We start from the raw sequence: 25,337 nt of genomic DNA, 5'->3' as shown, positions 1-25,337 counted from the left end.
CCCGCCGCGGCGACAGCGCTGGGCCCGGGCACGGCCGGACCCCGACCGAGCCGCCGGCGGAGGCGACGGTGGTGGCGACCTTCCCGGACCAGCCGGAGGCCGACCTGACCGTCCGACAGCGGCGCATCCTCGACGTGATCCGCGACTCGGTCGAGCGCCGCGGCTATCCGCCGAGCGTCCGGGAGATCGGCGAGGCGGTCGGGCTCACCTCACCGTCCTCGGTGGCGTACCAGATGGGCATCCTGCAGCGGCGCGGCTACCTGCGCCGCGATCCGAACCGGCCGCGCGCGCTGGACGTCCGGCCGCCGCGCGAGCAGCCGAAGTCGGGCGAGGCGGCGGACGGCAGCCCGCTCAGCTCGATGCCGGAGGCGACCTACGTGCCGATGGTCGGCCGGATCGCCGCCGGTGGCCCGATCCTCGCCGAGCAGGCCATCGAGGACGTCTTCCCGCTGCCGAAGGAGCTGGTCGGCGAGGGCACACTGTTCCTGCTGCGGGTCACCGGTGACTCGATGATCGACGCGGCGATCTGCGACGGCGACTGGGTCGTGGTGCGGCAGCAGCCGGTGGCCGAGTCCGGCGACGTGGTAGCCGCGATGATCGACGGCGAGGCGACCGTCAAGACCTACCGCCGGCGCGACGGCCACGTCACCCTGGTCCCGCACAACCCGGCGTACGAGCCGATCCCGGGCGACGAGGCCACCATCCTCGGCCGGGTGGTGACGGTGCTGCGCCGGATGTGACGCACCGGTGGCGCGGCCGGGCCGCGCCACCGACAAGACGGAGCTGCAGCCGGACGACCGGGCGCCGGCACGACGGCGCCGGCGCGATGGCCATGACGGCACGGCCGGCTCGGTCGCGACGCGACCGGCACGACAGCGGCGGCGGGCTCGGTCGGAATCGCGGCGCGACCGCGGTCGACGGCGCTCGGCTCCGGTCGGCAGCGCGGTGCGATCGCGGCCATCGTGGTGCGCCCGACGCGGTGCCCGCTCAGCGCAGGTCGTCGAGCCAGTCGATCTCGTGGTCGTCGTCGCTCGGCCGGCGCGACCGCCCCGGCGGCGGCGGAGTCTCCCGCGCCCGGTCTGCCGGAGGCTGGGGCCGGGCCCGCCCGTCCTGCCGCGAGCGGCGATCGGTGGGCGGCGCGCCGGACGGGCCGCGCGGCGGCTCGTCCCGGACCTTGTCGATCACGGCGGTGTCCACGTCGGGTTCGGGTCGGTGCCGGGACCGCGGTGGCGCCGGTTCGCCGTCGGGGCCACCGCGCGGGCGCGACCGCGGCGGCAGGGTGGGCTCGTCGTCCGGGTCGTACCGGCGGCGGGTGGCCGGCGGTGGCTCCCCCGCCTCGTAGCGCCGGCGTGCCGATCCGTCGTCCGGCCGCCGCCCGTACTGCCGCGACCGGGACTCATCCTCGTCCGGTCCGTACCGCCGGGACCGCGGCGGCTCGTCGTCCGGCCGGCCGCCGTACTGCCCGGACCGGGGCGGCGCCTCGTCCGGCCGCCGCCCGTACGGCCGGGACCGGGGGCGCTCGTCGTCCGGCCGGCCCCCGTGCTGGCGCTCGTCGGGCCGGCCGCCGCCTTGCCGGGACCGGGGTGGCAGCGTCGGCTCGTCGTCCGCGTCGTACCGGCGGTGCGGGTTGCGCTCGTCGTCCGGGCCGCCGCGCCCGCCCGACCGGGGCGGCAGCGTGGGCTCGTCGGCGGCGTCGTGCCGGCGGCGGGAGGTCGGCGGCAGCGTCGGCTCGTCCTCGGGGCCGGGTCGCCGGCGGCCGCGCATCGAGGTCTCCACCGGCGGCACGTACGGCCGGGCGCGGGACGGCTCGGGCGGCTCGTCGGCGTACGGCGGCTGCTGGGCGCGCGGCGGCGGGGTGCGCCGGTCGGGTGCCTCGCTTCCCATCCGGCTCTCCCGGCGCTCGTCGACGCGCGGGATGTACGCGGTCTCGACGTCGTCGGCGCGCGCTCCGCGCCGCCGGTCCGGGCCGGAGCCGGAGGGGCGCGGCCGGTCGTCGCCCCGATCCCCGTCGTCGGGGCCGGCGGGACCGCCGCGCCGCCGGGCGCGCCGGATGCCGACGATGCCGACGATCACCAGCGCCAGGCCGAGCACGCCGACGACGATGACCAGTTCCTTGATGTCACTCAGGTTGATGTTGCCGGAGAACAGGCCACCGCCGCTGTCGCTGGTGCCCTTGGTGGCGGCCGAGCTCTTCGTCGGCGCCGGCGCGGCGGCCGGCGCGTACTTCAGGATCGTCGGCGCGGCGCTGGTGCCGGAGGTGTTCGAGACGGTCAGGAACGATCCGCCGTCGGCACTGTAGGTGATCGCCTCGCCGGACGGCTCGTTCGGCAGCGGGGTACGCACCGGCTTGCTCGACACGATGCTCTTCGCGACGTCGCCGCCGGTGACCTTCCACTGGTAGGCGTCGGTGAAGGTGCGCAGCACCGCGTGGGTGCCGTCCGGCGACACGGCGCCGCCGGTGAACACCCGCTGCGCGCCGGGGCCGACCGAGCCGCCGGGTGTACCGGTCGCGTCGAGCTTGATCGAACCGATCGACTTCATCGGGGTGGTGGCGGTGGCCGACAGCTTGCCGGTGGGCTCGTACACCTTGCCGACCCCGGCCTGGTAGGTGACCACGATCGGGGTGCCGTCCGGCTGCATCAGCAGCGACCGGGCGTCGACCGGGCCGGCGCCGGACGGGTAGCTCATCCGGTACAGCTGGGTGGGGCTGCTGTCGGCGGGGATCTTCCAGACGGCGATCGTCTGGCGGGACTTGTCCGAGTCGCCGGTGTCGGCGATCCACAGTGTGCCGTTCTTGGTGGCCGCGATGTCCTGCGGCGAGGAGGCGCCCCGCCCCTGCGAGTCGCTCACGGTCCCGGTGACGTTGCAGTGCGAGTCGAGCTGGTAGATGGCCAGCGGCTCACCGGGGCCGGCGTTGTTGACCACCGCGTAGCCCTTGGCCGTGGTGGTCAGCCCGGTGACCGCGTCGATGCGCTGGTCGGAGATGGTGCACACCTTGTGTCCCGCGGCCGCGGACGGCTTCGGGGACGGTGCGGCCGTCGCCGGCGCACCGGCCAGCACGGCGAGCGCCAGGCCCGCCAGCAGCGACCCGAGTACCCCGCGACCGCGTGCGCGCAGCGGTCGCGGCGCGCCCGGCGAGCGGAACGTCGACACAGGCCCTCGCAGATTCACGGCGCAAGTGTGGCAGAGCCGGCCGCCGTTCGGGCAGGTGGCCCGCCGTGACCAACCGACGGTTTATCGGGAATTGACCGAGTGTCGTTACCAGAAGGTAGCTGGGAGGAACGTCACAGTCGACCGACCGTGCTGGCCGCGACGCACATCGACGCCGGCGGATTCCCCGCCGGCGTCGACGAACGTAAGCCGGGGGTAAACCCGGCGTACCGGCTCAGCCGGTCGGCGCCGGCTCCGGCTCGGACTCCGACACCGCGAACGGGGTCAGCTCGTTGGCCAGCACCGGGTCGACCCGCACCCGCAGCACCGTGCCCTCGGCGGTGTGCTCGAGCTCCAGCACCTCACCGTGCTCCCGGGCCCGGTTGACCAGATCACCCCGGTCGTACGGAACGCGCACCAGCATCGGCACCGGCGGTCGGGGCAGCCGCGCCTCGAGCGCCGCCCGCAGCTCGTCGATGCCGGCGCCGCTGTGCGCGGAGCAGAACACCGCGTCCGGCCAGATCCGACGCAGCCGCAGCAGCGTCTCCGGATCGGCGGCGTCGATCTTGTTCACCGCGAGCAGCTCCGGCCGGCTCGCCGCGTCGATCTCGGCCAGCACCTCCCGGACCGCGGCGACCTGCGCCTCCGGGTCGGGGTCGGAACCGTCCACGACGTGCAGCACCAGGTCGGCGTCGGCCACCTCCTCCAGGGTGGAGCGGAACGCCTCCACCAGCTGGTGCGGCAGGTGCCGGACGAAGCCGACGGTGTCGGACAGCGTGTAGATGCGGCCGTCGCCGGTGCGGGCCCGGCGGGTCGTCGGGTCGAGGGTGGCGAACAGCGCGTCCTCGACCAGCACGCCGGCGCCGGTGATCCGGTTGAGCAGGCTGGACTTGCCGGCGTTGGTGTAGCCGGCGATCGCCACGCCGGGCACGTCGTGCCGGCGCCGGTCGGCCCGCTTGGTGTCCCGGGCCGCCCGCATCGCCTTGATCTCGCGGCGCAGCTTGGCCACCCGCTGCCGGATGCGCCGGCGGTCGGTCTCCAGCTTCGTCTCACCGGGACCACGGGTACCGACGCCACCGCTGGCGCCGCCGGCCCGGCCACCGGCCTGCCGGGAGAGGCTCTCGCCCCAGCCGCGCAGCCGCGGGATCAGGTATTCCAGCTGGGCCAGCTCGACCTGCGCCTTGCCCTCCCGGCTCTTCGCGTGCTGGGCGAAGATGTCCAGGATCAGCGCGGTGCGGTCGATGACCTTGACCTTGACCCGGGTCTCCAGGTTGCGCAGCTGGCTCGGGGACAGCTCGCCGTCGCACACCACGGTGTCGGCGCCGCTCTCCACCACCACGTCGCGCAGCTCGTCGACCTTGCCGCGGCCGACGTAGGTGGCCGGGTCCGGGCGGCCGCGCCGCTGGATCAGCCCCTCCAGTACCTGCGAGCCGGCGGTCTCGGCGAGCGCGGCCAGCTCGGCCAGCGACTGCTCGGCCGAGGCCAGGGTGCCCTCGGTCCAGACGCCGACCAGCACGACCCGTTCGAGTCGCAGCCGCCGGTACTCGACCTCGGTGACGTCGGTGAGTTCGGTGGACAGGCCGGCGACGCGGCGCAGCGCGTGCCGGTCGGCGAGCTCCAGCTCGCCGGTCGTGGCGTCGTCGGCGAACACGGAGCCGTCCGGCAGGGCCGAGCCGCCGAGCAGCGCCGAGTCACCGAGCAGCGCCGGGTCGGCGAGTTCGGGGTCGGCGAGGGTGGCGTCGGCGGTGAGCTCCGGCTCACCGGGCCCGACGCCGGCCGGGGCGGAATCGGTCGTGTACCGCTCGTCGTCGGGCGCCCCGCCCCGGAGCTGCCCGTCGAGTGCGGCAGAGGTATGTGTGTCAGCCATTGCCTCGATCGTGGCACGCGAAACGCGTCGGTCGCACCCCCATTAGCGGTGCGTCGGGCGACACGCCGCCCTACTTGCCGGTAGCCGCGCGGACCGAACCTCGTGGCCCGCCCCGCAGGGTCCCCACGGCGATCGCGCAGAGATACTGTCCGGATCAGGGAGTTCGGTACGAACCGGCGAGCGCGCGCCGGGCACCGGACACCAGTACGCAGTACGTGTCAACGACGACATGATGCAGCCGCGTCCGGGGTGCGCCCCCGGGCGCGGCCGCGACCCGGAGAGGACCGATCCGTGACCACCCGTAGCCTGCCGAGCGCCGGCTTTTCGATCACCGTGCGGGTCTCGGTACCCGCCGACTCCACCTCGATCGGCCGGTTGACCACCGCGGCCGGTGACGCCGACGCCATCGTCACGGCGCTCGACGTCGTCGACTCCGACCACCAGACAGTCACGGTCGACCTCACCTGCGACACCGCGGACGCGGCGCACGCGGAGAGCGTGGTGCACCATCTCGAGTCGCTCGACGGCGTGCAGGTACGCAAGGTGTCCGACCGGACGTTCCTGCTGCACCTCGGCGGCAAGATCGAGGTGTCCTCGAAGGTCAACCTGCGCAACCGGGACGAGCTGTCCCGGGCGTACACGCCGGGCGTGGCCCGGGTGTGCATGGCGATCGCGGAGAACCCGGAGGACGCCCGCCGGCTGACCATCAAGCGCAACACGATCGCGGTCGTCTCGGACGGCTCGGCGGTGCTGGGGCTGGGCAACATCGGGCCGGCCGCCGCGATGCCGGTGATGGAGGGCAAGGCGGCGCTGTTCAAGCGGTTCGGCCGGGTCGACGCGTGGCCGGTGGTGCTGGACACCCAGGACAGCGACGAGATCGTGTCGATCGTCAAGGCGCTCGCCCCGGCGTACGGCGGGATCAACCTGGAGGACATCGCCGCGCCGCGCTGCTTCGAGATCGAGGCCAAGCTGCGCGAGGCGCTGGACATCCCGGTGTTCCACGACGACCAGCACGGTACGGCGATCTGCGTGCTCGCCGCGCTCACCAACGCGCTGCGGGTGGTGGGCAAGCAGATGAGCGACGTCCGGGTGGTCGTGTCCGGTTCCGGCGCCGCCGGCACCGCGATCATGAAGCTGCTGCTCAAGCAGGGCGTCGGCGACATCATCGCGTGCGACCGGCCGGGCGCGCTGCACCGCGGCATGCCGGGCCTGAGTGGCAGCTGGGAGTGGCTGGTCGAGCACACCAACAAGTCGAACTACTCCGGTTCGCTCGCCGGCGCGCTCGCCGGCGCCGACGTGTTCATCGGGGTGTCCGCGCCGAACCTGCTGGAGGGCAAGGACATCGCCACGATGAACTCCGACGCCATCGTGTTCGCGCTGGCCAACCCGGACCCGGAGGTCGACCCGCGGGAGGCCCGGCAGTACGCGACGGTCGTCGCCACCGGCCGCTCCGACCAGCCGAACCAGATCAACAACCTGCTCGCGTTCCCCGGCGTGTTCCGGGGGCTGCTCGACGCGCAGGCGCCGAAATGGACCGACGACATGGCGCTGGCGGCGGCGAAGGCGATCGCCGACTCGGTCGGCGAGGAGAGCCTCAACGCCAGCGTGATCGTGCCGAGCGTGTTCGACCCGAAGGTGTCGCCCGCGGTCGCGGCGGCGGTCCGCGCCGTCGCGAAGGGCGCCGAGGACCCCGACCCGGACAGCGAGAAGGCACCGCTGTCCCTGCGCTGATCGCCCGGCCCGGTACCGCGACGGCGGTACCGGGCGGTCGACCGTGCCGGGGCAGCGCCGGCCGGCCTCAAGCGGAGTAGCGGTCGGCGATCGCGGCGAAGGCGGCCTTGGGCTCCCAGGGCATGCCGGGGTAGGTCTCGCCGAGCTTCCCGTCGAGCACCTTGACGACGCCGAGGCTGGCCAGGTCGAGGTCGTCGCGCGGGTCGCCGTCCGGCCGGTGCGGCAGGTTGTACAGCGCGAACAGGTGCACGAAGGTGCTGTCGACGCCCTCGTCGTCGAACAGCTCCAGCAGCTCGCGCAGGTAGTGCGCCTGGCCCGCCTCGTCGCGCTCGAGCACCGCGGTCAGCCGCGGTGCGCTGGTGGCCGGATCGCTGCCGAGGATCTCCATGCTGCGCGGCGCGACGTCGCCGGAGCCGCGCCAGGTCGCGGTGCCGAAGCCGGTGACCGCCAGCGGTTTGGGCTGGGCGACGAGGGTACGCACGCCGTCCCGGAACCGGTCGGCCACCTCCGCGGACCGGATCAGTTCCAGCGTGACGATGTCGAACAGTGCCCAGTCGACACCCTCGAACTGGATCGCCGCGTACGTGACGGGCCCGTGGAAGGCCGCCCGGATCGCCGGCACCAGGTCGCGGAAGAACTCACCGAGCCGCGCCTGTACCTCCGCGATGCGGGCCGGGCGGGCGGCCGGGTCGGCGAACAGGTACCCCAGGCGGTCGGTGACGGTGTCACCGTCGAGGAAGCCGCGGTTCATCATGCTCAGCTCGACGCCGGCGACGAACACCACCTCGGCGCCGTCGTGTCGCAGCCGCTCGGCCCGGTGCGCGCAGTCCAGCAGCAGCGACCGGATCTGCTCCGCCGTCAGGTCCAGCGGGTACGGCGAGAACCAGACCGCGAGGCCCAGCTCGGCGGCGCAGCGGGCGGCGAGTTCGAGCCGGTCCGGATCGCCGCCGACCACCTGGACGGCGGTGCAGTGCAGGTCGTCGCGGATGATCGTCAGCTCGCGCCGGACCAGGTCGGGGTCGAACCGCTCGCGGGACGTGCTGCCGTCGCGGGCGCCGTCGAGAAACCCGGTGTCGTAGCAGATGCCCTTGGTGCGCATGGTCGTCTCCTTCTCGTTCGTCAACCGGCCCGAACCCTAACCACAAAACATGCGTGCACGCAATTTTGCGCGCGCGCATGGATTGTGCGAGGATGCTGGCGTGACGACCAGGCGCACCGGGCTGCGCGAGCAGAAGAAGCAGGCCACCCGCGAGGCGTTGCGGGCCGCCGCGCTGCGGCTGGCGCTGGCGCACGGGCCGGAGAACGTCCGAGTGGACGACATCGCCGCGGCCGCCGGCGTGGCGCCCCGCACGTACAACAACTACTTCGCCAGCCGGGAGCAGGCGATCGTCGCGGCGGTGACCGCCGACCGGGAGGCCCGGGTCGCCGCGGCCGTGGCCGGCCGCCCGGCCGGCACCCCGCTGTCCGAGGCGGTCACCGACGCGATCGTCACCGAGTACACCGAGCCGGGCGAGGACGCCCGCGACGCGCTGCTGATGATCACCACCCGACCGGCGTTGCGGCAGGCGTACCTGGACGCGGCGACCGCGATCGAATCGCCGCTCACCGAGGTGTTCGGCGAGCGCACCGGCGATGCGGCCACCGCCCGGGTACTCGCCGCCAGCGTCGCCGCCGCGGTCCGCATCGCGCTCGACCGCTGGGTCCGGCCCGCCGACGGCGGCGCGGCGACCGGGCTCGTCGTGGTCCGCGACTCGCTGCCCGCTCAGCTGCGCGCCGCGCTCGCGCCGCTCGCCCCCGCCCTCGACGCCGCCGACCACGGCCGCTGACCACGGCCCCGGCACGCCGGTCAGCGGACTCCGTCGCGCCGCACCCGGGCGACGGATCCCCGCATCCTTGCTCGACGCGGCCGGCCGGCGCGGCTGGGTCAGGCGAGAATGCCGGTGGCGACGATGACCGCCGGGCCGGCGAGCACCAGCGAGTCACCGTCGACGGTGGCGGTCAGCCGGCCGCCGGGTACGTCGACCGCGACGGTGCCGGCGGTCTCGCCGGCCTCGGCCAGCACCACCGCGGCGACCGCGCACACCCCGGAACCGCAGGAGCGCGTCTCGCCGGCACCCCGCTCGTACACCCGCATCGCGACGTGCCGGTCGGCGCCCGGGGCCGGGTCGGGCAGCTCGGCGACGAACTCGACGTTGGCGCCGTGCGGGAAGACCACCGGGTCGATGCCGGGCGGTGCGGTGAGGTCCAGCCCGGGCAGTTCGGCCGCCGGTACCGGGCAGACCAGGTGCGGGTTGCCCGCATCGGCGGCGACGCCCGGGTAGCCGACGCCGCGAAGCTGCGCGCCGGTGGTGCCGAGCAGCGCCGGGGTGCCCATCTGCACCGCGATCGTCTCCCCCATCCGGCCGGTACGCAGGCCGGAGCGGGTGGCGATGGTGATCTCGGTGCCGGCCGAGCCGGCGATGCCAGCGCTGCCGGCGGCCAGCCCCGACTCGGTCAGGTAGCGCAGGAAGACGCGGATGCCGTTGCCGCACATCTCGGCGATGGAGCCGTCGGCGTTCCAGTAGTCCATGAACCACTCGGCCGCTCCGGCGTGGCCGGCCGCGTCCGGATGCTTCGCGCTGCGCACCACCCGCAGCACGCCGTCCGCGCCGAGCCCGGCGCGCCGGTCGCACAGCGCGGCGACCAGCTCCGCGGTCAGCGGCAGCGCACCGTCCGGGTCGGGCAGGATCACGAAGTCGTTCTCGGTGCCGTGGCCCTTGGCGAACGCCGCGCCGGCGAGCGTCGTACTCATGTCGTCCACTCTGACACGGCCCGGTGACCGGGCCCGCGCGGGCCGGCGGGGATCCGGTGGCGCATTCGGGATGGACCGTCACGGACAAGACTTCGGGTTTTCTTTCGGTGCCAGCCGGTCACCGCGCTGCCAGACTTGCGTGGCCACGGATCGGCGGAACGTTCGGGAGGACGGGTGGAGCTTGCGCACTGGCTGTCCCGAGCCGTGTCCGCGAACGAGGAATGGGCCGCCCGCTTCGGGTCGTACGCACCGCATCCCGCCACCGAGATCGACGACGCGGCGTTCCACGCCGCGTTCGAGGAGTTCGACGCGCGGATGGCGGACAACTACCCGTTCTTCCATCCCCGGTACGCCGGGCAGATGGTCAAGCCGCCGCATCCGGCCGCGGTCGTCGGCTACCTGGCGGCGATGCTGCGCAACCCGAACAACCACGCCCGCGAGGGCGGCCCGGCCACCTGCGACATGGAGGTCGAGGTCGTCGCGCAGCTCGCCGAGATGTTCGGCCTCGGCACGCATCTGGGGCACCTGACCGGCGGCGGCACGATGGCCAACCTCGAAGCGCTGTACGTGGCCCGGCAGAGCCACCCGGACCGGGGCGTGGCGTACAGCGTGGACAGTCACTTCAGCCACGCGCGGATGTGCGGGCTGCTGCGGATGCCGGGCCACCCGGTCGCCGTCGACGCGGCCGGCCGGATGGACCTCGCGGCGTTGAGCGCGGTACTGCGCGACGAGCGGATCGGTACCGTCGTGGTCACCGCCGGTACCACCGGCACCGGCGCGGTCGACCCGATCCACGAGGTGGTCGAGATCGCCCGGCGACACCGGGTCCGGGTGCACGTCGACGCCGCGTACGGCGGGTTCTTCGCGCTGCTCGCCGGCGCCGAGGGCATCGCCGCCGAGCCCTGGCAGGCGATCCGGCGGTGCGACTCGGTGGTGGTGGACCCGCACAAGCACGGCCTGCAACCGTACGGCTGCGGCGCCGTGCTGTTCACCGATCCGGCCGTGGCCCGGCACTTCCGGCACGATTCGAGCTACACCTACTTCACCCCGGCCGACCTGCACCTGGGCGAGATCAGCCTGGAGTGCTCCCGGGCCGGGGCCGCCGCGGCGGCGCTGTGGCTGACGTTCCGGGTGCTGCCGCCCACGCCCGACGGGCTGGGCCGGCTCCTCGCGGCCAGCCGGCGCGCGGCGACCGGCTGGGCGGAGCGGATCGACGGATCGTCCCGGCTGCGGCTCTACCAGCGGCCGGAGCTCGACATCGTGACCTACCTGCCGGCGCGACCGACACTGTCCGAAGTGGACACCGCCACCGACCGGATGTTGCGGGACGGCATGACCGACCCGGACGACCCGGTGTACCTGAGTGTGCTGCGCGCCGACGCGGACGCGTTCCGGCAACGCCACCCGGACCTGGTCCGGGACCGGCCGGACGCCCGGGTGCTGCGCAGCGTCCTGATCAAACCCGAAGCCGAGACGGAACTGGCCGGGCTGCACGAGCGCATCGAGCGGCTGGCCGGCGAGAGGAGCACCCGATGCCCGACACCAGCGTGACCGACACCGCCGTACCTGCCCTGGCCGCGGACGAGGAGGTGCTGGTCGGCCTGCTGGCCCGGGTGTTCCGGACCGACCCGATAGCCGAGTGGGTGTTCCCGGACGCCGCCCGGCGCGACGCGGTCCTTCCGCGGTTCTTCGGGATCCTGTACTCCGCCGCGGTCGGCAACGGCGGCGCCTACACCAACGCCGCCCGTACCGGGGTGTTGCTGTCGCTGCCGGCGAACGCGACCGAGCCGCCGGAGCTGGTCGGCGCGCTGATCGAGGCGGTGGGCGAGGACGCCGTCCGGTTCGGGACGGTGGCGCAGGCCCAGGCCGAGCGGCGGCCGGAGCGGCCGCACCAGTACTTCACCTTCGGCGGGCTCGATCCGTCGGTGCAGGGGCACGGCGTGGCCGGCGCCCTGTTCGCCTCGGTGCTGCGGCAGTGCGACGCCGACGGGGTCGGCGGCTACCTGGAGGCGAGCTCGCCGGCGGGGCTCGCGGTGGCCCACCGGCTCGGGTTCACCGAGTTCGGCGACGAGATCCGGATGCCCGACGGCCCGGCGCTGCAGCCGATGTGGCGAGACGCCCGTGCCCTCGACTGATCCACCGTTGTGGTCGGCGGCGGACGTCGACGCCGGGCTGGTCGACGACGAGCGGCTGCGTACCGTGCTGGCCTGGAGCCGGCGGTTCCTCACCACCGGGCACGCCGAGCTGGGTCGCAGCGGCCCGGTCTGCCCGTACGCGGGTCCGTCGCTGCGCCGTGACCTGTTCCGGCTGTCGGTCGTGCCGGGCGCGGCCGACGCCGGCCAGGTCGGCGGGCTGCTCGACCGGTACCGGGAGCGGTTCCAGGAGCTGGCCGCCGCGGTACCGGACCGGGACGCCGAACTGGTCGCGGTGCTGGTGGTGCTGCCCGACTTCGACCACGCCGACTCGGCCCCGCTCGACGAGCTGCAGCGCTCGGTCAAGCAGCGGTTCGTCTCGGCCGGGCTGATGGTCGGCCAGTTCCACCCGCGTTGCCCGGAGCCGGGGCTGTGGCGGCGCAGCTTCCGGCCGCTGCGCTCGCCGGTGCCGCTGATCGCGATCCGCCGGATGATGGCCGGCGACCTGCCGTTCATGCTCCGCTCCGAGCAGCACCTGGGTGCCTACCTGGCCCGGTTCGCGCCGCAGATCCCGGCTCGGGTGCGCGACCAGCTGAGCGCCCGCGCGGTGCACAGCCCGCCGGCCGGCTGACGCCGCGGGACCGACCGTCGGGCCGGCCTCGTGGCGCGTCTGCCGGTGCTGTTGCGCGATGGCTGCCGTGCCGGCGCGGTCCGGCCTCTGGTGGGGCTCAGCGGTGGGCGGCGAACGCCGCCTCGACGCCGGTACGGTCGGCGCCGGCGGCGAGCAGGCACCGCAACAGGACCCGGGCCCGGTACGGGGAGAGCAGGCCGCCGTCGATCAGCCCGCGCCGGGCCAGGTCGGTCTCCGACCCGATCGCGCCGTACGTGTGGGCGAGGACCGAGCCGCCGCCGGTGCGGGAGGTGAGCACCACCGGGATGGTCTCGGCGAGGCCGCCGAGCACCGGCGCCAGCGCGCCCGGCACGTGCCCGACGCCGTACCCGGCGACGACCAGCCCCTGGTAGCGGTCCGCGAGGTGCGGCAGCAGCGCGCCGTCGTCGTCCAGCGTCGCGGTGTGCAGCGCGACTCGTACCCGGTCGAACGCGGCGGGTTCGACGGCCAGCGCGGGCAGCCGGGCCGGGCGGGTGAGCACGCGTACCCGGCCCTCGATGACGTGGCCGAGCGGGCCGGTGTCGGGCGAGACGAACGCGCCGGTGGCGGTCGCGTGCGCCTTGCGCACGAAGCGGGCCGCGTGCAGCTGGTCGTCGAGCACCGCGAGCACGCCGAGGCCGCGGGCGGGGTCGGCGGCCGCGACGCGGACCGCGGCGAGCAGGTTGGCCGGGCCGTCCGGGCCGGCGAGCGTCGGGTTGCGCATCGCGCCGGTGAACACCAGCGGCTCGTCCCGCCGCCAGAGCAGGTCGGCCAGGTAGGCGGTCTCCTCCAGGGTGTCGGTGCCCTGGGTGACGACCACGCCGGCGGCACCGTCGCGTACCGCGGCGTCGGCGGCGGCGACCAGCTCGGCGATCCGGCGGAAGGTCAGGTCGGCGCTGGGCACCGGCTCGGTGTCGCGCACCACCAGCTCGGCGCCGACCCCGGCCAGCCCCGGTACGGCGGCGGTGAGCTCCGCGCCGCCGAGCCGGGCCACGACGCCGGCACCGGTGCCGCCGGCCATCGCGATGGTGCCGCCCACCGTGTACAGCACGACCCGCATCGCAGCCCCCCGATCGACTGGCCACGACGCTACCCAACGCGGTGGGCCGCACCGGATCGGGGATCCGGTGCGGCCCACGGCTCGCGCGTACCGGTCAGGCGAGGCCGATCGCGAAGATGTGCATCGTCGCGGACGGGTTGGGCAGGGTGACGCTGGCGACGGTCTTGCCGGCGGTCAGGTCACCGGAGGTGGCGAACACGTACGTGTCGACGTTCTCCTTCGAACCGGAGGTGGAGTTGCGGTACGGCATCGACGCGACCGTGGTGTCGCCGGGCAGCGGGTCGTAGCCGCCGGCGCCAAGGGTCCAGTCGCTGAACCCGAGCGTCAACTTCTGCGTGCTGCCGTCGGTGTAGTGCACGACCAGGTCGCCGACCGCGCCGGTCTCGTCGGCGTTGGTCGCCGAGCCGAGAATGCCGAGCTTGCTCGCCCCGTCCGGTACCACCAGCGGGACGGTCTGGCCGGCCGCCTCGATGTTGTCCAGCTCGCCGGAACCGGCGTCCGGCCAGGTGTAGTCGATCCCGTTCACCGTCACCGGCTTGCCGGCCACCAGGCCGTCGGCGGCGAGCGCCTGCGCGGAGTACGCGTAGCCGCTGGTGTCCAGGCTGGCGGAGCTGGCCTTGCCGTCGTCGGAGATGCCGGCGTTGGTGTAGTACGGCCACAGCTCGCCCGGCTTGGCCACCGACAGGTGCGCCGACGCCGGGTCCAGCTCGGTGCCGTCGGCGGTCGTCAGGTCGAACGACACCGTGTACCGGCCCTCGGTCTGCCCGGCGGTCACGGTGACCGGCGCGCTGGCCGTGGACCGGGCGGCGACGTCCAGGCTGCCCGAGGTCGGCGACACGCTGACCCCGTCGTCGCCCTTGCCGGTCCAGTTCACCGAGATCGGCTGGTCGGACACGTTGGTGACCTTGACCTGCAGCTGCCCGGTACCGCCGGGCTCGATGACGGTCCCGTCGGACGGGCTGACCGAGGTGAACGTGGACTGCTGGCCGGTACCGTCCGACGGCGGCGCGTCGGCCGGATCGGCGCCCCAGGTCTTGTTCGGGATGCCGGTCAGGTCGTAGTTCAGGGTGCCGCCGTTCGCCAGGTCGCCGTAGCGCAGCCACGGCTTGTCGACCGACTTCCCGCCGAGTTTCAGCCCGTCGACGTACGCGTTCTCGACCGAGGCGTTCGGCGCGGTGATGGTCAGCTTCTTGCCGCTGGGCAGCGAGACCACGGCCTTCTGGAAGACCGGGCTGCCGAGCGCGAGCACGTCGGTACCGGGGGTCTCCGGGTACATGCCGAGCTCGCTGAACACGTACCAGGAGCTCATCGCGCCGAGGTCGTCGTTGCCGAACTGGCCGACCGGGGCGTCGAAGTAGAGCTTCTGCTGCGCCTCGCGGACCACCTGCTGCGTCTTCCACGGCGCGCCGACGTAGTCGTACTCCCAGGGGATCTCGATGCTGGGCTCGTTGGACAGGTCGGCGTTGGTCGGGCCGGGGTGGTCGATCGAGGTGAACAGGCTGTCCAGGTACTTCTCGTAGCCGGCGGCGCCACCCTTGGCCAGGATCAGCGCGTTCAGGTTGTGCGGCACCATCGGCGTGTACTGCGCCGCGGTGCCCTCGACCATGCCGGTACCGGTGCCCGGGGAGAAGCCCGGCACCCACTCGCCGTTGGACTGGCGTGCCTGCACGTACCCGGAGCCGGCGTTGAAGGTGTGCTGCCAGTTCTGCGACCGGGTCGCGAACGTCGTGTAGGTGTCGTCGTCGCCCAACGACTTCGCGTACGCGGCGATCGCGTAGTCGGCGCTGTCGTACTCCAGCTGCGTCGAGGTCGGGCCGTAGAAGTTGCAGCAGCCGTACTTCAGGTCGTACGGCAGGTAACCGTACTTGTCCAGGGTCGCCTGGCCGGGCCGGATGTTGCTGGTCGCGGTGGCCTCGTGCACCATCGCGTCCAGCGCGTGCTGGTGGTCGAAGTCGCGGGCCCCGAACGCGTACGCGTCGGCGATGATCGCGTCGGCCGGGTCACCGACCATCACGTAGCTCTCGCCGTTGGCCAGCGACCACTTCGGCAGCATGCCGGACTGATCGTAGTCGTTGAGCATCGAGCGGATCGAGTCGCTGGTCTGCCGCGGTGCCACGATCGAGGCGAGCTGCACCTGGGACCGGTAGATGTCCCAGCCGGAGTAGTTGGCGTACTGCGCGTGCCCGCGCGCCGCCGTGTGCACCTTGCCGTCCATCCCGTAGTACTCGCCGTCGACGTCGGAGAACACGTTCGGGTGCAGCAGCACGTGGTACAGCGCGGTGTAGAACTGCTGCTGCTGGGCGGCCGAGCCGCCGCTGACGGCGATCCGCTTCAGCAACGCGTTCCAGTCGGCGTGCGTCTGGTCGCGCACCTGGTCGAAGTTCCAGCCGTGGATCTCGCTGGCCAGGTTCTTCCTCGCGTTGGCGTCGCTGGTGAACGAGATGCCGACCTTCGCGGTGACCCGCTGGTTGTCGGACGCGTCGAAGGTCAGGTACACCCCGCCGGGGCCGGTCGTCGCGGCCGCCGACTGCGTGCCGTGCACGGTCGGCGCCTCGTGTACCGAGCTGGCCGACGGCTTGGCGTCGCCGTGGAACGGCTGGGCGGCCTTGCCCTTCGCGGTGGCCGCGGCCGGCGGTGTCGGCTTCGCGGTCGCCTTCGTGCTGGCGTGCTGGCGCAGTGTCGCGTCGCCGGCGGTGGTGCCGTCGGCGTCCCAGGTGCCGTACGTGCTGAACGCGCGGTCGAACTGGATGTCGAAGTGCAGCGTGTAGTCGTTCTCCAGGTCCTTGGACTGGCCGCAGAAGTGGCCGGAGGTGACCGAACCGGTGACCTCGTGGTCGCTGACCACGGTCGCCGAGGTGCCGTCCACCGTGCTGGCCGAGCCCGCCACCTTCAGCAGCAGGTTCGCCTTGCTGGTACGGGGGAAGTCGAAGGTGCCGATGCCCGACCGGGTCCGCGCGGTCAGCGCGGTGGTGACCCCGGCGCCCTGGGTCACCGTGTAGTAGCCGGCGTCGGCCTTCTCGTTGATGTGCGAGTAGGTGTCGGTGGCCGAGCCGGGCTTCGCACCGATGTCCCCGACGGTCGGCAGGATCGGTACGTCGCCGAGCGCGCCGCAGCCCGGCCCGGAGATGTGCGTGAGGCTGAACCCGGTCAGCGTCGAGTCGTTGTACTCGTAGCCGCCGCCCGGCGTGCGGTGCGGGCTGGTGTCCGGGCTCCACTGCAGCATGCCGAACGGCGCGTCCGCGCCGGGGAACGTGTCGACCGCGCCGGAGGTGCCGATCAGCGGGTTGACCAGCGAGGCCGGGTCGGTCGCCGGCTGCGGCGCGGCGAACGCCTGGCCGGCGAACGGTACCGCCGCGGCGAGTACCGCGACGATCGTCGTCGCGGCACGGGCCGCGCGACGGCGGGGTGGATGCTTCATTGCCCGTCCTTTCCGGTGGCCGGCGGGTGACCCGCGGCCTGAGGGGTCCGAGGAACAGGCCCGGGCGCGGAGAGCTGGGTACGGCCCGGGTGGTGCGTATGACATCGTTGTCAGGCGGGAAGGCGCCACCCGACTGAAACTGGATGCTAGGCGCCCGGTGTACCCGGTATCAAGATCTGTCCGACTTGGAGGTCGTGCCTGGAACGCCGGTCACGCTCCCGTTGCGGCCCTTCTCACCCGGAAGGGGCTCCTCGTACCAGTTCGACCGCCGCGGCCGTCAGGTCCGGCCGGTCCGCGGCCAGCCAGTGGATCCGGCGGTCCCGGCGAAACCAGGACCGCTGCCGGCGCACGAACCGCCGGGTCGCCCGGACCGTCTCGTCCCGCGCCGCGGCCTCGGCGCACTCCCCCGCCAGGTACCGCAGCACCTGCTGGTAGCCGAGCGCCCGGCTGGCCGTACGGCCCTCGGCCAGCCCCCGTGCCGCGAGCGTGCGGACCTCGTCGACCAGGCCGGCCGCCCACATCCGGTCCACCCGGCGCTCGACCCGCTCGTCCAGCACCTCGGTCGGCAGGTCCAACCCGATCCGGACCGCGTCGTACACCGGGGTCGCCTCGGCCGGCAGCGCCGCGACGAACGGACCGCCGGTCAGCGCGATCACCTCCAGCGCCCGGACGATCCGCCGCCCGTTGCTCGGCAGGATCCGCGCCGCCGCCTCCGCGTCACGCTCGCGCAGCCGCCGGTACAGCGGGTCCGGTCCGTGCTGCGCCAGCTCCTGCTCCAGCTCGGCCCGCAGCGCCGGGTCGGTACCCGGGAACTCCATCGCGTCCAGCACGGCCTGCACGTACAGCCCGGAGCCACCCACCAGCACCGCGGTCCGGCCGGCCGAACGCACCCGGTCGACCGCCGCCCGGGCGAGCCGCTGGTACGCCGCGACGCTGGCCGGCTCGGTCACCGGCCAGATGTCCAGCAGGTGGTGCGGCACCCCGGCGGCCTCCGCCGCGGTCACCTTCGCGGTGCCGATGTCCATCCCCGCGTACAGCTGCATCGAGTCGGCGTTGACCACCTCGCCGGACAGCTCCCGGGCCAGCGCGACGCCCAGCGCCGACTTGCCCACCGCGGTCGGCCCCACCACCGCCACCACCGGTGCGGCGGCGGACGCCGGGTCGGTCACCGCGGCCGCCAGGTCGCGACCAGGTAGGTCACCTCGGCCGGGGTTCCCGCGTAGTGCAGCCGGGCCGACCACTCCCGCCCGGCCACCGCACCCGCCAGCACCTGCCACGGCGCCCGGCCGACCGCCGACAGTGCCCGCGCGCGGGCCGGCTCCAGCGCCCGCAACGCGGCCGGGTCGCCGGCCTCGAACGCCCGCTGCGCCGCCGCGTCGAACTCGTCCGCCTCGGCGTCTACCGCACCCGGCTCCGCCAGCGCCCGCCGCGCCGCCGCGTCACCCATCACCAGCAGGCCGATCGGGCGGTTGCCGCTGTCGGCCGCGATCCGGCGGCCGGTGGCCAGGCACTCCTCCGTACTGGCCGCCGCCGGCACCGTCACCGCCAGCCGCGGCACCGTCACGTCGGCCAGCAACCGGGCCGCCACCAGCAACGACAGGTCGCCGAACGTCCGGCCGGTGCCGTCGCCGCCGAACCCGACCGGCAGGTCGCGCCCGTACCCGGCGAAGGTGCCGTGGTCGTTCGGCCCCCAGCTGTCGGCCCGGTCGCCGGCGCCGACCACGAGCACCTGCTCCACGGGCGGGCGCACCAGCTCGCGGACCGCGGTGGCGCAGGCCGCCCGTACCGGGGCGAGGTCGGCCGCGGCGCCGGTCGCCAGCTCGGGCAGCAGCAGCGGCGGCTGCGGGCAGGCCGCGACGGAAACGATCACGCACCAACGGTAGCGGCGCGGCCGGTCGTACCCGCCGGGCGGTGCCGGCCGCGGTCCCGGAGTGCGGGAGCATCGGGGCTGTAACGGTCGCCAGGGTCACGGTTCGGCGTCGACCCGTTCCCGCAGGGCTGGACACACCTGTGACAATGCTCCGAGACACACGAGACTGTTGAGCCGGTACATGCGGCAGGCGGCCCGGGACGACACGGTGCCGGGACCGGAAGGATCTGAGGGTGGATTCGATGAGCGGTGACGGACGCGACTGGACGACATTCGGTCGGGTCGACGCGAACGGCACGGTCTATGTCAAGACGGCCGCCGGCGAACGGCCGGTCGGTTCCTGGCAGGCCGGCACACCCGAGGAGGGGCTCGCCCTGTTCGCCCGCCGGTTCGCCGATCTGGTGACCGAGGTCGAGCTGCTGGCGAACCGGCTGTCCTCCGGCAAGGCCGACGCGGCGCACTCGGTGGCGACGATCCGGCGGCTGCGCAACGAGCTGTCCACCGCGCACGTGGTGGGCGACCTGGACATGCTCGCCGGCCGGCTGGACGAGCTGTCGGTGATCGCGCAGAAGAAGAGCGAGGAAGCCAAGGTCGCCCGCGAGGCGGCCAAGGTCGCCGCGGTCGAGCGCAAGCAGCAGCTGGTCGCCGAGGCCGAGCAGCTCGCCACCGAGTCCACCCAGTGGAAGGTGGCCGGCGACCGGCTCAAGGAGATCGTCGAGGAGTGGAAGACGATCCACGGCGTCGACCGCAAGACCGACGGCGAGCTGTGGAAGCGGTACGCGGCGGCCCGGGACGCGTTCGCCCGCCGCCGCGGCACCCACTTCGCGAGCCTCGACGCGGGCCGCAAAGAGGTGCAGACGATCAAGGAGAAGCTCGTCGCCGAGGCCGAGTCGCTGTCCAGCTCGGACGACTGGGGCCCGACCGCGTCCCGGCTCAAGCAGCTGATGGCCGACTGGAAGGCGGCCGGCCGCGCCTCCAAGGAGGCCGAGCAGCGGCTGTGGGAGCGGTTCCGCGGCGCCCAGGACGCGTTCTTCTCCCGGCGCAGCGAGGTGTTCAGCGCCCGCGACGCCGAGCAGCAGGAGCACCTGACCGCCAAGCGCGCCTTGCTGGCCGAGGCCGAGGCGCTCGACGTGGACGCCGACCCGAAGGCCGCCCAGCAGAAGCTGCGCGACATCCAGGGCCGTTGGCACGAGATCGGCCGGGTGCCGCGGGACGCGGTGTCCGGGCTGGAGCGCCGGCTGCGCACGGTGGACGAGAAGGTCCGGGCCGCGATGGACACCGCCTGGCGGCGTACCCCGATCGAGCAGAACCCGCTGCTGGTGCAGATGCGCGAGCAGGTCGCCGAGGCCGAGGAGCGGCTGGAGCGGGCGAAGGCGGCCGGCGACGCCCGGCGGATCAAGCAGGCCGAGGAGTCCCTGGAAGGCAAGCGCCGGTTCCTGGAGCTGGCCGAGCACACCGGCTGACCCACCGCCGTACCGCTATCGTCCCGGCGCCGTGCTCCGGCGAGCACGGCGCCGGCGCGCGTTCCCCGCGACGCCGTGGTCGACCCGCGGTTGCGGGCGAACGGGACTGTCCGACCCGGACGGTAGCTTGTACGGCATGGATCGGGATCGATACGTGCCGTTCACGACCGTGTTCAACTTCCGCGACCTCGGCGGCTATCCGGCCGACGGCGGGCGGCAGGTGCGCACCGGCGTGCTCTACCGCTCCGACGGGCTGCACCGGCTGGTCGAGGCCGACCTGGGCCGGTTCGCCGCGCTCGACGTGCGCCGGGTGGTCGACCTGCGGCGCACCGACGAGGTCGCCAACTACGGCCGGATCCCCGATTCGCCGGGCCTGGACTACCACAACGTCTGCCTGCAGACGCTGGCCTGGACCGCCACCGAGGTGGCGCCGGGCGAGCTCGCCGGCTACCTCGCCCAGCGGTACGCGGAGATCGCCGACGAGGCGGTCGGTGGCGCCATGGCGCGGGTGCTGCGGCTGATCGCGGAGGACACCGCCGGCGGCACCGTGTTCCACTGCATGGCCGGCAAGGACCGCACCGGCGTGGTGGCCGCGGTGGTGCTCTCGCTGCTCGGGGTCGACGACGACACCGTCGCCGCCGACTACGCCGCGAGCCGGTTCTCGGAGCAGCGTTACCTGGCCTGGCGGGCCAGCACCGCGCCGGACGCCCCGCGGTACCTGCCGTCGTCGGGTGACCCGGCGCCGGCCGAGACGATGCTCGTGTTCCTCGCCGGGCTGCGCTCCCGGTACGGCTCGGTCGCCGGCTACGTGGACGCCGCCGGGTTCGGCCCCGCCGACCGGGAGCTGCTGCGCGCGCGCCTGCTCACCCCGAACTGATCCACCGCGGCCGCCGGGCACCGTGGGTGCGCCGGAGCGGGCTACGGTGACGGGGTGGGAGGGGCGACAGGCGAGCGGCGGGCGCCGACCATCGCCGACGTGGCCCGGCTGGCCGGGGTGTCCACCGGCGCGGTGTCCTATGCGATGAACGACCGGCCGGGGGTCAGCGCGAGCACCCGGGAGCGGATCCGGCAGGCCGCCGCGCAGCTTGGCTGGGAGCCGAGCGGCCCGGCGCGGGCGCTGATGCGGCAGAGCTCGCAGGCGGTCGGGTTGGTGGTGGCGGCCACCCACCTGCTGACCGGCAACGACTTCTTCGCCTCGTTCGTCACCGGGCTGGAGCAGGCGCTGTCCCGGCGCGACTTCGCGCTGCTGCTGCGCGCGGTGGGCGCCGAGCCGCAGGCGGAGTTGCTCGCGTACCGGCGGATGTGGCAGCAGCACCAGGTGGACGGCGTGATCGTGGGTGACGTCCGGGCCGACGACCCGCGGCTGGCGTTCCTGGCCGACGTGGGCATGCCGGCGGTGGTGGTGGACCGGCTCGCCGACGGCCCGAGCGGGTTTCGCACCCTCGACTCCGATCATCCGGCCGGTGTCCGGCGCGCGGTACGGCACCTGGTCGGGCTGGGGCACCGGCGGGTGGCGTTCGTCGGCGGCCCGCCGCACCTGCGGCACGTCGCCGACCGGTTCTCGGCCTGGCGCGCGGCGCTGGCCGGGGCCGGCGAGGAGCCGGGCCCGGTGGCGTACGAGGAGGCGACCGAGCGCGGCGGCATCCGGGCGACGCGGGCGGTGCTCGCGGCCCGGCCGCGCCCGACGGCGATCGTGTACACCTCTGACCTGATGGCGATCGCCGGGCTCGGCGCGATCCGGGCCGCCGGCCTCGCGGTGCCCGACGACGTGTCGGTGGTCGGTTTCGACGACGTGCGGCTCGCCGCGTACCTGACCCCGCCGCTGACCACGGTGCGGGTCGACTACGTGCGGCTCGGCCGCTCCTGCGCCGACCTGCTGCTCGCGGTGCTGGCCGGTGACGATCCGCCCACGCCGCCGCCGGTCCCGGCCGAGCTGATCGTGCGGGGCAGCACCGCCGCGCCGCCGGCCCGACGCTGACCGCCGCCGGTCGGCAGGTCGTCGGTCACCGTCGGGTGCGCAGCCGGCGCAGGCTGGGACGGGCTTGACAGACCCGCTACTTAAGCCCTTAAGTATGGCGAAGTCGTCAAGCTATGGAGGACGAATGCCCTTCCCCGAAAGCGGCCGCCGGCGCCGGCGGCTCCGACTGTTCGGCGCCGGTACCGCCGGCGTCCTGCTCGCCGCCGCACTCGTCGCCGCCGGCACCGCGCCGGCCGCCGCGGCGCCCGCGTGCTCCGTCGGTACCGTCTGCCAGGCCGAGACGGCGCAGCTGTCCGGCGGCGCGCACGCCACCACCAACCACAGCGGCTACACCGGCAGCGGCTTCGTCGACGGGTACGGCAGCCAGGCGCAGCCGGTCGTCGGCGCCGACACCCGCTGGTCGCTCGCCGCAGCGAACGCCGGCGACTACGTCGCGACCGTCCGGTACGCCAACGCCGACCCGGGCGACGGCAGCTCCGCCGCCCGCACGATCGGCGTGTACGCCGACGACACCAGGCTGGCCACCCTCACCCTGCCGCCGACCGGCAGCTGGGACAGCTGGTCCACCGCGCGGACCACCGTGACGCTGCCGGCGAGCACCGGTACCGTCGCGCTGCGCTGCGGCGAGACCGACTCCTGCATGGTCAACCTCGACTATCTGGCGCTGTCCGCGCCCGGCGCGCCGGTGCCGACCCCGCCGGAGCAGTGCACCGCGCGCGGCGGCAGCTACACCGACGCCGGCCTGATCGGCTGGGAGGGCGACAAGGACGGCGTGGTCGTCTGCCAGAACGGCTCGTTCTACCTGCGGGACGGCAAGAACACCGCGGAGGGGTTCGGCGTCGCCGCCGCACCGACCCGGCTGACCTGGTCCAATGTGGACGGTTACCTGCCCGCGCTGGCGACGGCGTTCGACACCGCCGACGGCGCGACGGTGACCGTCACCGACTTCGCCGACAAGTTGACCCTCGGCGGGCACGACTACGTCGCGGTCTACAGCCGGGTCTCGGTGCACAACCCGACCCGCGCGACACTGACCGTCGACCCGGAGCCGACCGACGGCCTGCTCCCCCTGGACCACAACGCGAACACCGTGCCGCCGGGACGCACCGTGACGCACGACTACGTGGTGGCGGCGGACCGGTTCGGCGCCGACGTCGCATGGCCGTCGGACGCGCAGCTCACCGCCGCCGGCGGGTACGACCGGCACTTCCACCACATGAAGTCGTACTGGGACGGCCGGCTCGCGTCGCTCGCGCACCTGGACGTGCTGCCGGACCGCACCCTGGTCGACGCGTACAAGTCGGGGTACGTGTACACGCTGATCGCCAAGGACGGGCTGCACCTCAACACCGGCGAGAACGGGTACGACGAGGAGTACAGCCACGACAGCATCGGCATCCTCGCCACCCAGTTCAGTCTCGGCGACACGAGCCAGGCGACCGACCTGCTGCTGCGGCTGCGCGACCTGATCGGCGGCCAGCCGCAGTATGTCGACGGGGTCTGGAAGTACTCCTGGCCGTGGGCGGTCTACCTGGCCAAGACCGGTGACCTCGACACGGTGCGGGCACACTTCGACACCGAGGGGCCGGCGGGTGCGAGCCAGCCGTCGATCGCCGACACCGCGCACCAGATCGCGGCCGACCGTACCGGTCCCGGCGGCATCATGAAGATGACCAACGACATCGACTCCAACGGGTACTGGACGATCGACGACTACTCCGCGCTGATGGGGCTGGCGTCGTACCGGTACCTGGCGCAGCGGCTCGGCGAGCAGGCCGAGGTCGACTGGGCCGACCAGCAGTACGACTCGCTGCTCGCCGCGACCAACGCCACCCTGGCGAAGACCATGGCCGACAACGACCTGGACTACCTGCCCTGCTCGATGGTCGAGCCCAACACCGCCAACCGGTGCGCGGTCGCCACCGACGCGAACTGGGCCGCGCCGTTCCTGTTCGGCCGGTGGGCCTGGGACGGGTACCTGCTCGGTGCCCGCCAGGAGGGCCCGGCGCTCACCGCGATCGACTCGACCTACGCCTACGGCTTCGGCCGGATCGGCGACAGCCTGCCGGCGCACGACTTCGGCGGCTACCCGGGTGCGCTCTACGCGTCGGCGTACAACGCCGGGTACGGGGCGGCCGGGCTGCGCGGCAGCGGGTACCGGGACGAGTCGATCCGCGCCTACCAGATGATGATCGCGCACACCCAGTCCGGGCCGTACTCGTGGTGGGAGTCGGCGTCCGCGCCGAACCCGGAGCAGCCGTGGGTGGGCTCGCATCCCGCGCACGGCAACGGATCCGCGCCGCACGCCTGGGGCATCTCCACCGCCAACAAGGCGCTGCTGGACTCGCTCGTCGCCCAGCGTGTCGACGGTGACCTGCTCGTCGGCCGCGGGGTACCGAACTCGTGGCTGGGCAAGCCGATCCGGGTGTCGAACGTCCCGACGCTGGACGGTGGCCGGGTCGCCGTCACCATCGCCGGCCACGGCCGGACGGTGACGCTCACCGTCACCGGTGCCGGCAGGTCCCGGGTGCTCTTCCAGCTGCCGGCGTTCGCGGGCAACGTCGCCGCGGTCAGCGCCGGTCACGCCGACTCCGCCGGTACGGTGACCCTCTCCGCCGGTACCCGACACGTCACGGTGACCCTCAAACACGGCGCCTCCTGAGGAGTAAGCCACCTCTATGCGCTGAGGTGATCCCGAAGCCCCGGGGTAAAGGCCACCTCTGTTCGCCTCTTTCACCCCCCGTGGGGGAACGTGGGGAGCGGGCTTCGCCCCTCCCCACACCCCTCCCCATCAAGGGGGCAGTCGCCCCCTTGACATCCCCTGCCCGGGAACCAGTGATCAGGCAGGACACCGCCTGGCCGCTTCGGAACTACGGGGCCCGGCCCGGCCTGCCCATCGACGCCTAGCTGTTCTGGGTCATGACGTTGGTGACGCCTGCGTGCAGCCGTGAGGCTGGTGGGCGGTCTCCGATGGCGGTGTGTGCTCGATGGTAGTTGTAGTGAACGTTCCATACGTCGATGGCGGCGGCGCGTTCGGCTTCGCTGGACCACGCTCGGGTGTAGAGCAGTTCGTCGGCCAGGATGCGGTTGTAGCGTTCGACCTTGCCGTTGTGTCGGGGTGTGAACGGTCGGATGCGTTGGTGGCGGGCGCCGTGGCTGGCCACGATGCGGGTGAAGCGGTGCGCGCGGTAGTTGGCGCCGTTGTCGGTGACCACGCGGGTGATGCGG

The 25,337-nt window shown here is 73.7% G+C and carries 19 protein-coding genes; 10 read left to right on the top strand and 9 right to left on the bottom strand.

The features are described from left to right. Positions 1-68 precede the first annotated feature (68 nt). The gene (gene lexA / locus NUM_RS05550) at positions 69-740 is read left to right on the top strand and encodes a transcriptional repressor LexA (protein ID WP_225918352.1); all 672 of its coding nucleotides are present in this window, start codon (positions 69-71) and stop codon (positions 738-740) included. Between the two features lie 247 nt (positions 741-987). Here the strand turns inward: lexA and NUM_RS05545 are convergent, their stop codons facing one another. Together NUM_RS05545 and hflX are read right to left on the bottom strand one after the other, a co-directional pair. Further along, positions 988-3,171 carry a hypothetical protein gene (locus tag NUM_RS05545; RefSeq protein WP_207123473.1) on the bottom strand — a complete coding sequence of 728 codons (2,184 nt, stop codon included), beginning with the start codon at positions 3,169-3,171 and terminating at the stop codon, positions 988-990. A gap of 214 nt (positions 3,172-3,385) precedes the next feature. After that, positions 3,386-5,017, bottom strand: a complete 1,632-nt coding sequence (gene hflX / locus NUM_RS05540) for a GTPase HflX (RefSeq protein WP_207123472.1) — start codon at positions 5,015-5,017, stop codon at positions 3,386-3,388. 291 nt (positions 5,018-5,308) lie between these two features. On the opposite strand from hflX, the gene NUM_RS05535 reads away from it, so the two are divergent. Next, positions 5,309-6,748, top strand: coding sequence for an NAD-dependent malic enzyme (locus tag NUM_RS05535; protein ID WP_207123471.1), 1,440 nt, complete (start codon positions 5,309-5,311; stop codon positions 6,746-6,748). 67 nt (positions 6,749-6,815) lie between these two features. Here NUM_RS05535 and NUM_RS05530 read toward each other — a convergent pair whose 3' ends face one another. Further along, the gene (locus NUM_RS05530; protein ID WP_225918351.1) at positions 6,816-7,871 is read right to left on the bottom strand and encodes a hypothetical protein; all 1,056 of its coding nucleotides are present in this window, start codon (positions 7,869-7,871) and stop codon (positions 6,816-6,818) included. A 76-nt stretch (positions 7,872-7,947) separates the two neighbouring features. On the opposite strand from NUM_RS05530, the gene NUM_RS05525 reads away from it, so the two are divergent. Further along, the gene (locus NUM_RS05525; RefSeq protein WP_225918350.1) at positions 7,948-8,574 is read left to right on the top strand and encodes a TetR/AcrR family transcriptional regulator; all 627 of its coding nucleotides are present in this window, start codon (positions 7,948-7,950) and stop codon (positions 8,572-8,574) included. 98 nt (positions 8,575-8,672) lie between these two features. Here NUM_RS05525 and dapF read toward each other — a convergent pair whose 3' ends face one another. Then, positions 8,673-9,539, bottom strand: coding sequence for a diaminopimelate epimerase (gene dapF / locus NUM_RS05520; RefSeq protein ID WP_207123469.1), 867 nt, complete (start codon positions 9,537-9,539; stop codon positions 8,673-8,675). A 174-nt stretch (positions 9,540-9,713) separates the two neighbouring features. On the opposite strand from dapF, the gene NUM_RS05515 reads away from it, so the two are divergent. Genes NUM_RS05515 through NUM_RS05505 form a run of 3 tightly spaced genes read left to right on the top strand, consistent with a single transcriptional unit; the run spans position 9,714 to position 12,302 of the window. Continuing rightward, positions 9,714-11,090: a pyridoxal phosphate-dependent decarboxylase family protein gene (locus NUM_RS05515; protein ID WP_207123468.1), complete on the top strand. Its 1,377-nt coding sequence runs from the start codon at positions 9,714-9,716 to the stop codon at positions 11,088-11,090. After that, positions 11,072-11,674, top strand: a complete 603-nt coding sequence (locus NUM_RS05510) for a GNAT family protein (RefSeq protein ID WP_207123467.1) — start codon at positions 11,072-11,074, stop codon at positions 11,672-11,674. Before NUM_RS05515 ends, NUM_RS05510 begins: the two co-directional genes overlap by 19 nt. Further along, the gene (locus tag NUM_RS05505; protein ID WP_207123466.1) at positions 11,661-12,302 is read left to right on the top strand and encodes a DUF6875 domain-containing protein; all 642 of its coding nucleotides are present in this window, start codon (positions 11,661-11,663) and stop codon (positions 12,300-12,302) included. Before NUM_RS05510 ends, NUM_RS05505 begins: the two co-directional genes overlap by 14 nt. A gap of 97 nt (positions 12,303-12,399) precedes the next feature. On the opposite strand, the gene NUM_RS05500 is transcribed toward NUM_RS05505, so the two are convergent. The 4 genes from NUM_RS05500 to NUM_RS05485 form a co-directional block, all read right to left on the bottom strand. Beyond that, the gene (locus NUM_RS05500) at positions 12,400-13,380 is read right to left on the bottom strand and encodes an asparaginase (protein WP_207123465.1); all 981 of its coding nucleotides are present in this window, start codon (positions 13,378-13,380) and stop codon (positions 12,400-12,402) included. 94 nt (positions 13,381-13,474) lie between these two features. Beyond that, a complete protein-coding gene (locus NUM_RS05495) occupies positions 13,475-16,798 on the bottom strand; it encodes a lectin (RefSeq protein WP_207123464.1) in 3,324 nt (1,107 codons plus the stop codon). A 233-nt stretch (positions 16,799-17,031) separates the two neighbouring features. After that, entirely contained in the window at positions 17,032-18,075 is a 1,044-nt protein-coding gene (gene miaA, locus NUM_RS05490) for a tRNA (adenosine(37)-N6)-dimethylallyltransferase MiaA (protein ID WP_370466931.1), read from the bottom strand. After that, positions 17,964-18,668, bottom strand: coding sequence for a class III extradiol ring-cleavage dioxygenase family protein (locus NUM_RS05485; protein ID WP_207123462.1), 705 nt, complete (start codon positions 18,666-18,668; stop codon positions 17,964-17,966). The genes miaA and NUM_RS05485 overlap by 112 nt, the downstream gene beginning before the upstream one ends. Before the next feature lie 242 nt (positions 18,669-18,910). On the opposite strand from NUM_RS05485, the gene NUM_RS05480 reads away from it, so the two are divergent. From NUM_RS05480 to NUM_RS05465, 4 genes are all read left to right on the top strand, one after another. Further along, positions 18,911-20,131, top strand: coding sequence for a DUF349 domain-containing protein (locus NUM_RS05480; protein ID WP_207123461.1), 1,221 nt, complete (start codon positions 18,911-18,913; stop codon positions 20,129-20,131). Between the two features lie 136 nt (positions 20,132-20,267). Next, positions 20,268-21,008 (top strand): tyrosine-protein phosphatase, encoded by a 741-nt coding sequence (locus tag NUM_RS05475; protein WP_207123460.1) that lies wholly within the window; start codon positions 20,268-20,270, stop codon positions 21,006-21,008. Between the two features lie 54 nt (positions 21,009-21,062). Beyond that, complete coding sequence (locus tag NUM_RS05470) at positions 21,063-22,109, top strand: LacI family DNA-binding transcriptional regulator (protein WP_207123459.1); 1,047 nt, start codon at positions 21,063-21,065, stop codon at positions 22,107-22,109. A 124-nt stretch (positions 22,110-22,233) separates the two neighbouring features. Next, on the top strand, positions 22,234-24,771 hold the full coding sequence (locus NUM_RS05465; protein WP_207123458.1) for a carbohydrate-binding protein: 2,538 nt from the start codon (positions 22,234-22,236) through the stop codon (positions 24,769-24,771). Positions 24,772-25,012: 241 nt separating this feature from the next. Here the strand turns inward: NUM_RS05465 and NUM_RS05460 are convergent. Continuing rightward, positions 25,013-25,337 (bottom strand): integrase core domain-containing protein (locus NUM_RS05460; RefSeq protein WP_207123457.1); only part of this gene is annotated, 325 nt, incomplete at its 5' end.

It is taken from the genome of Actinocatenispora comari (assembly GCF_017312725.1).
GTDB lineage: Bacteria > Actinomycetota > Actinomycetes > Mycobacteriales > Micromonosporaceae > Actinocatenispora > Actinocatenispora comari.
Note: the sequence above shows the minus strand (reverse complement) of the source record. Positions and strands in the feature narration are given on the sequence as shown.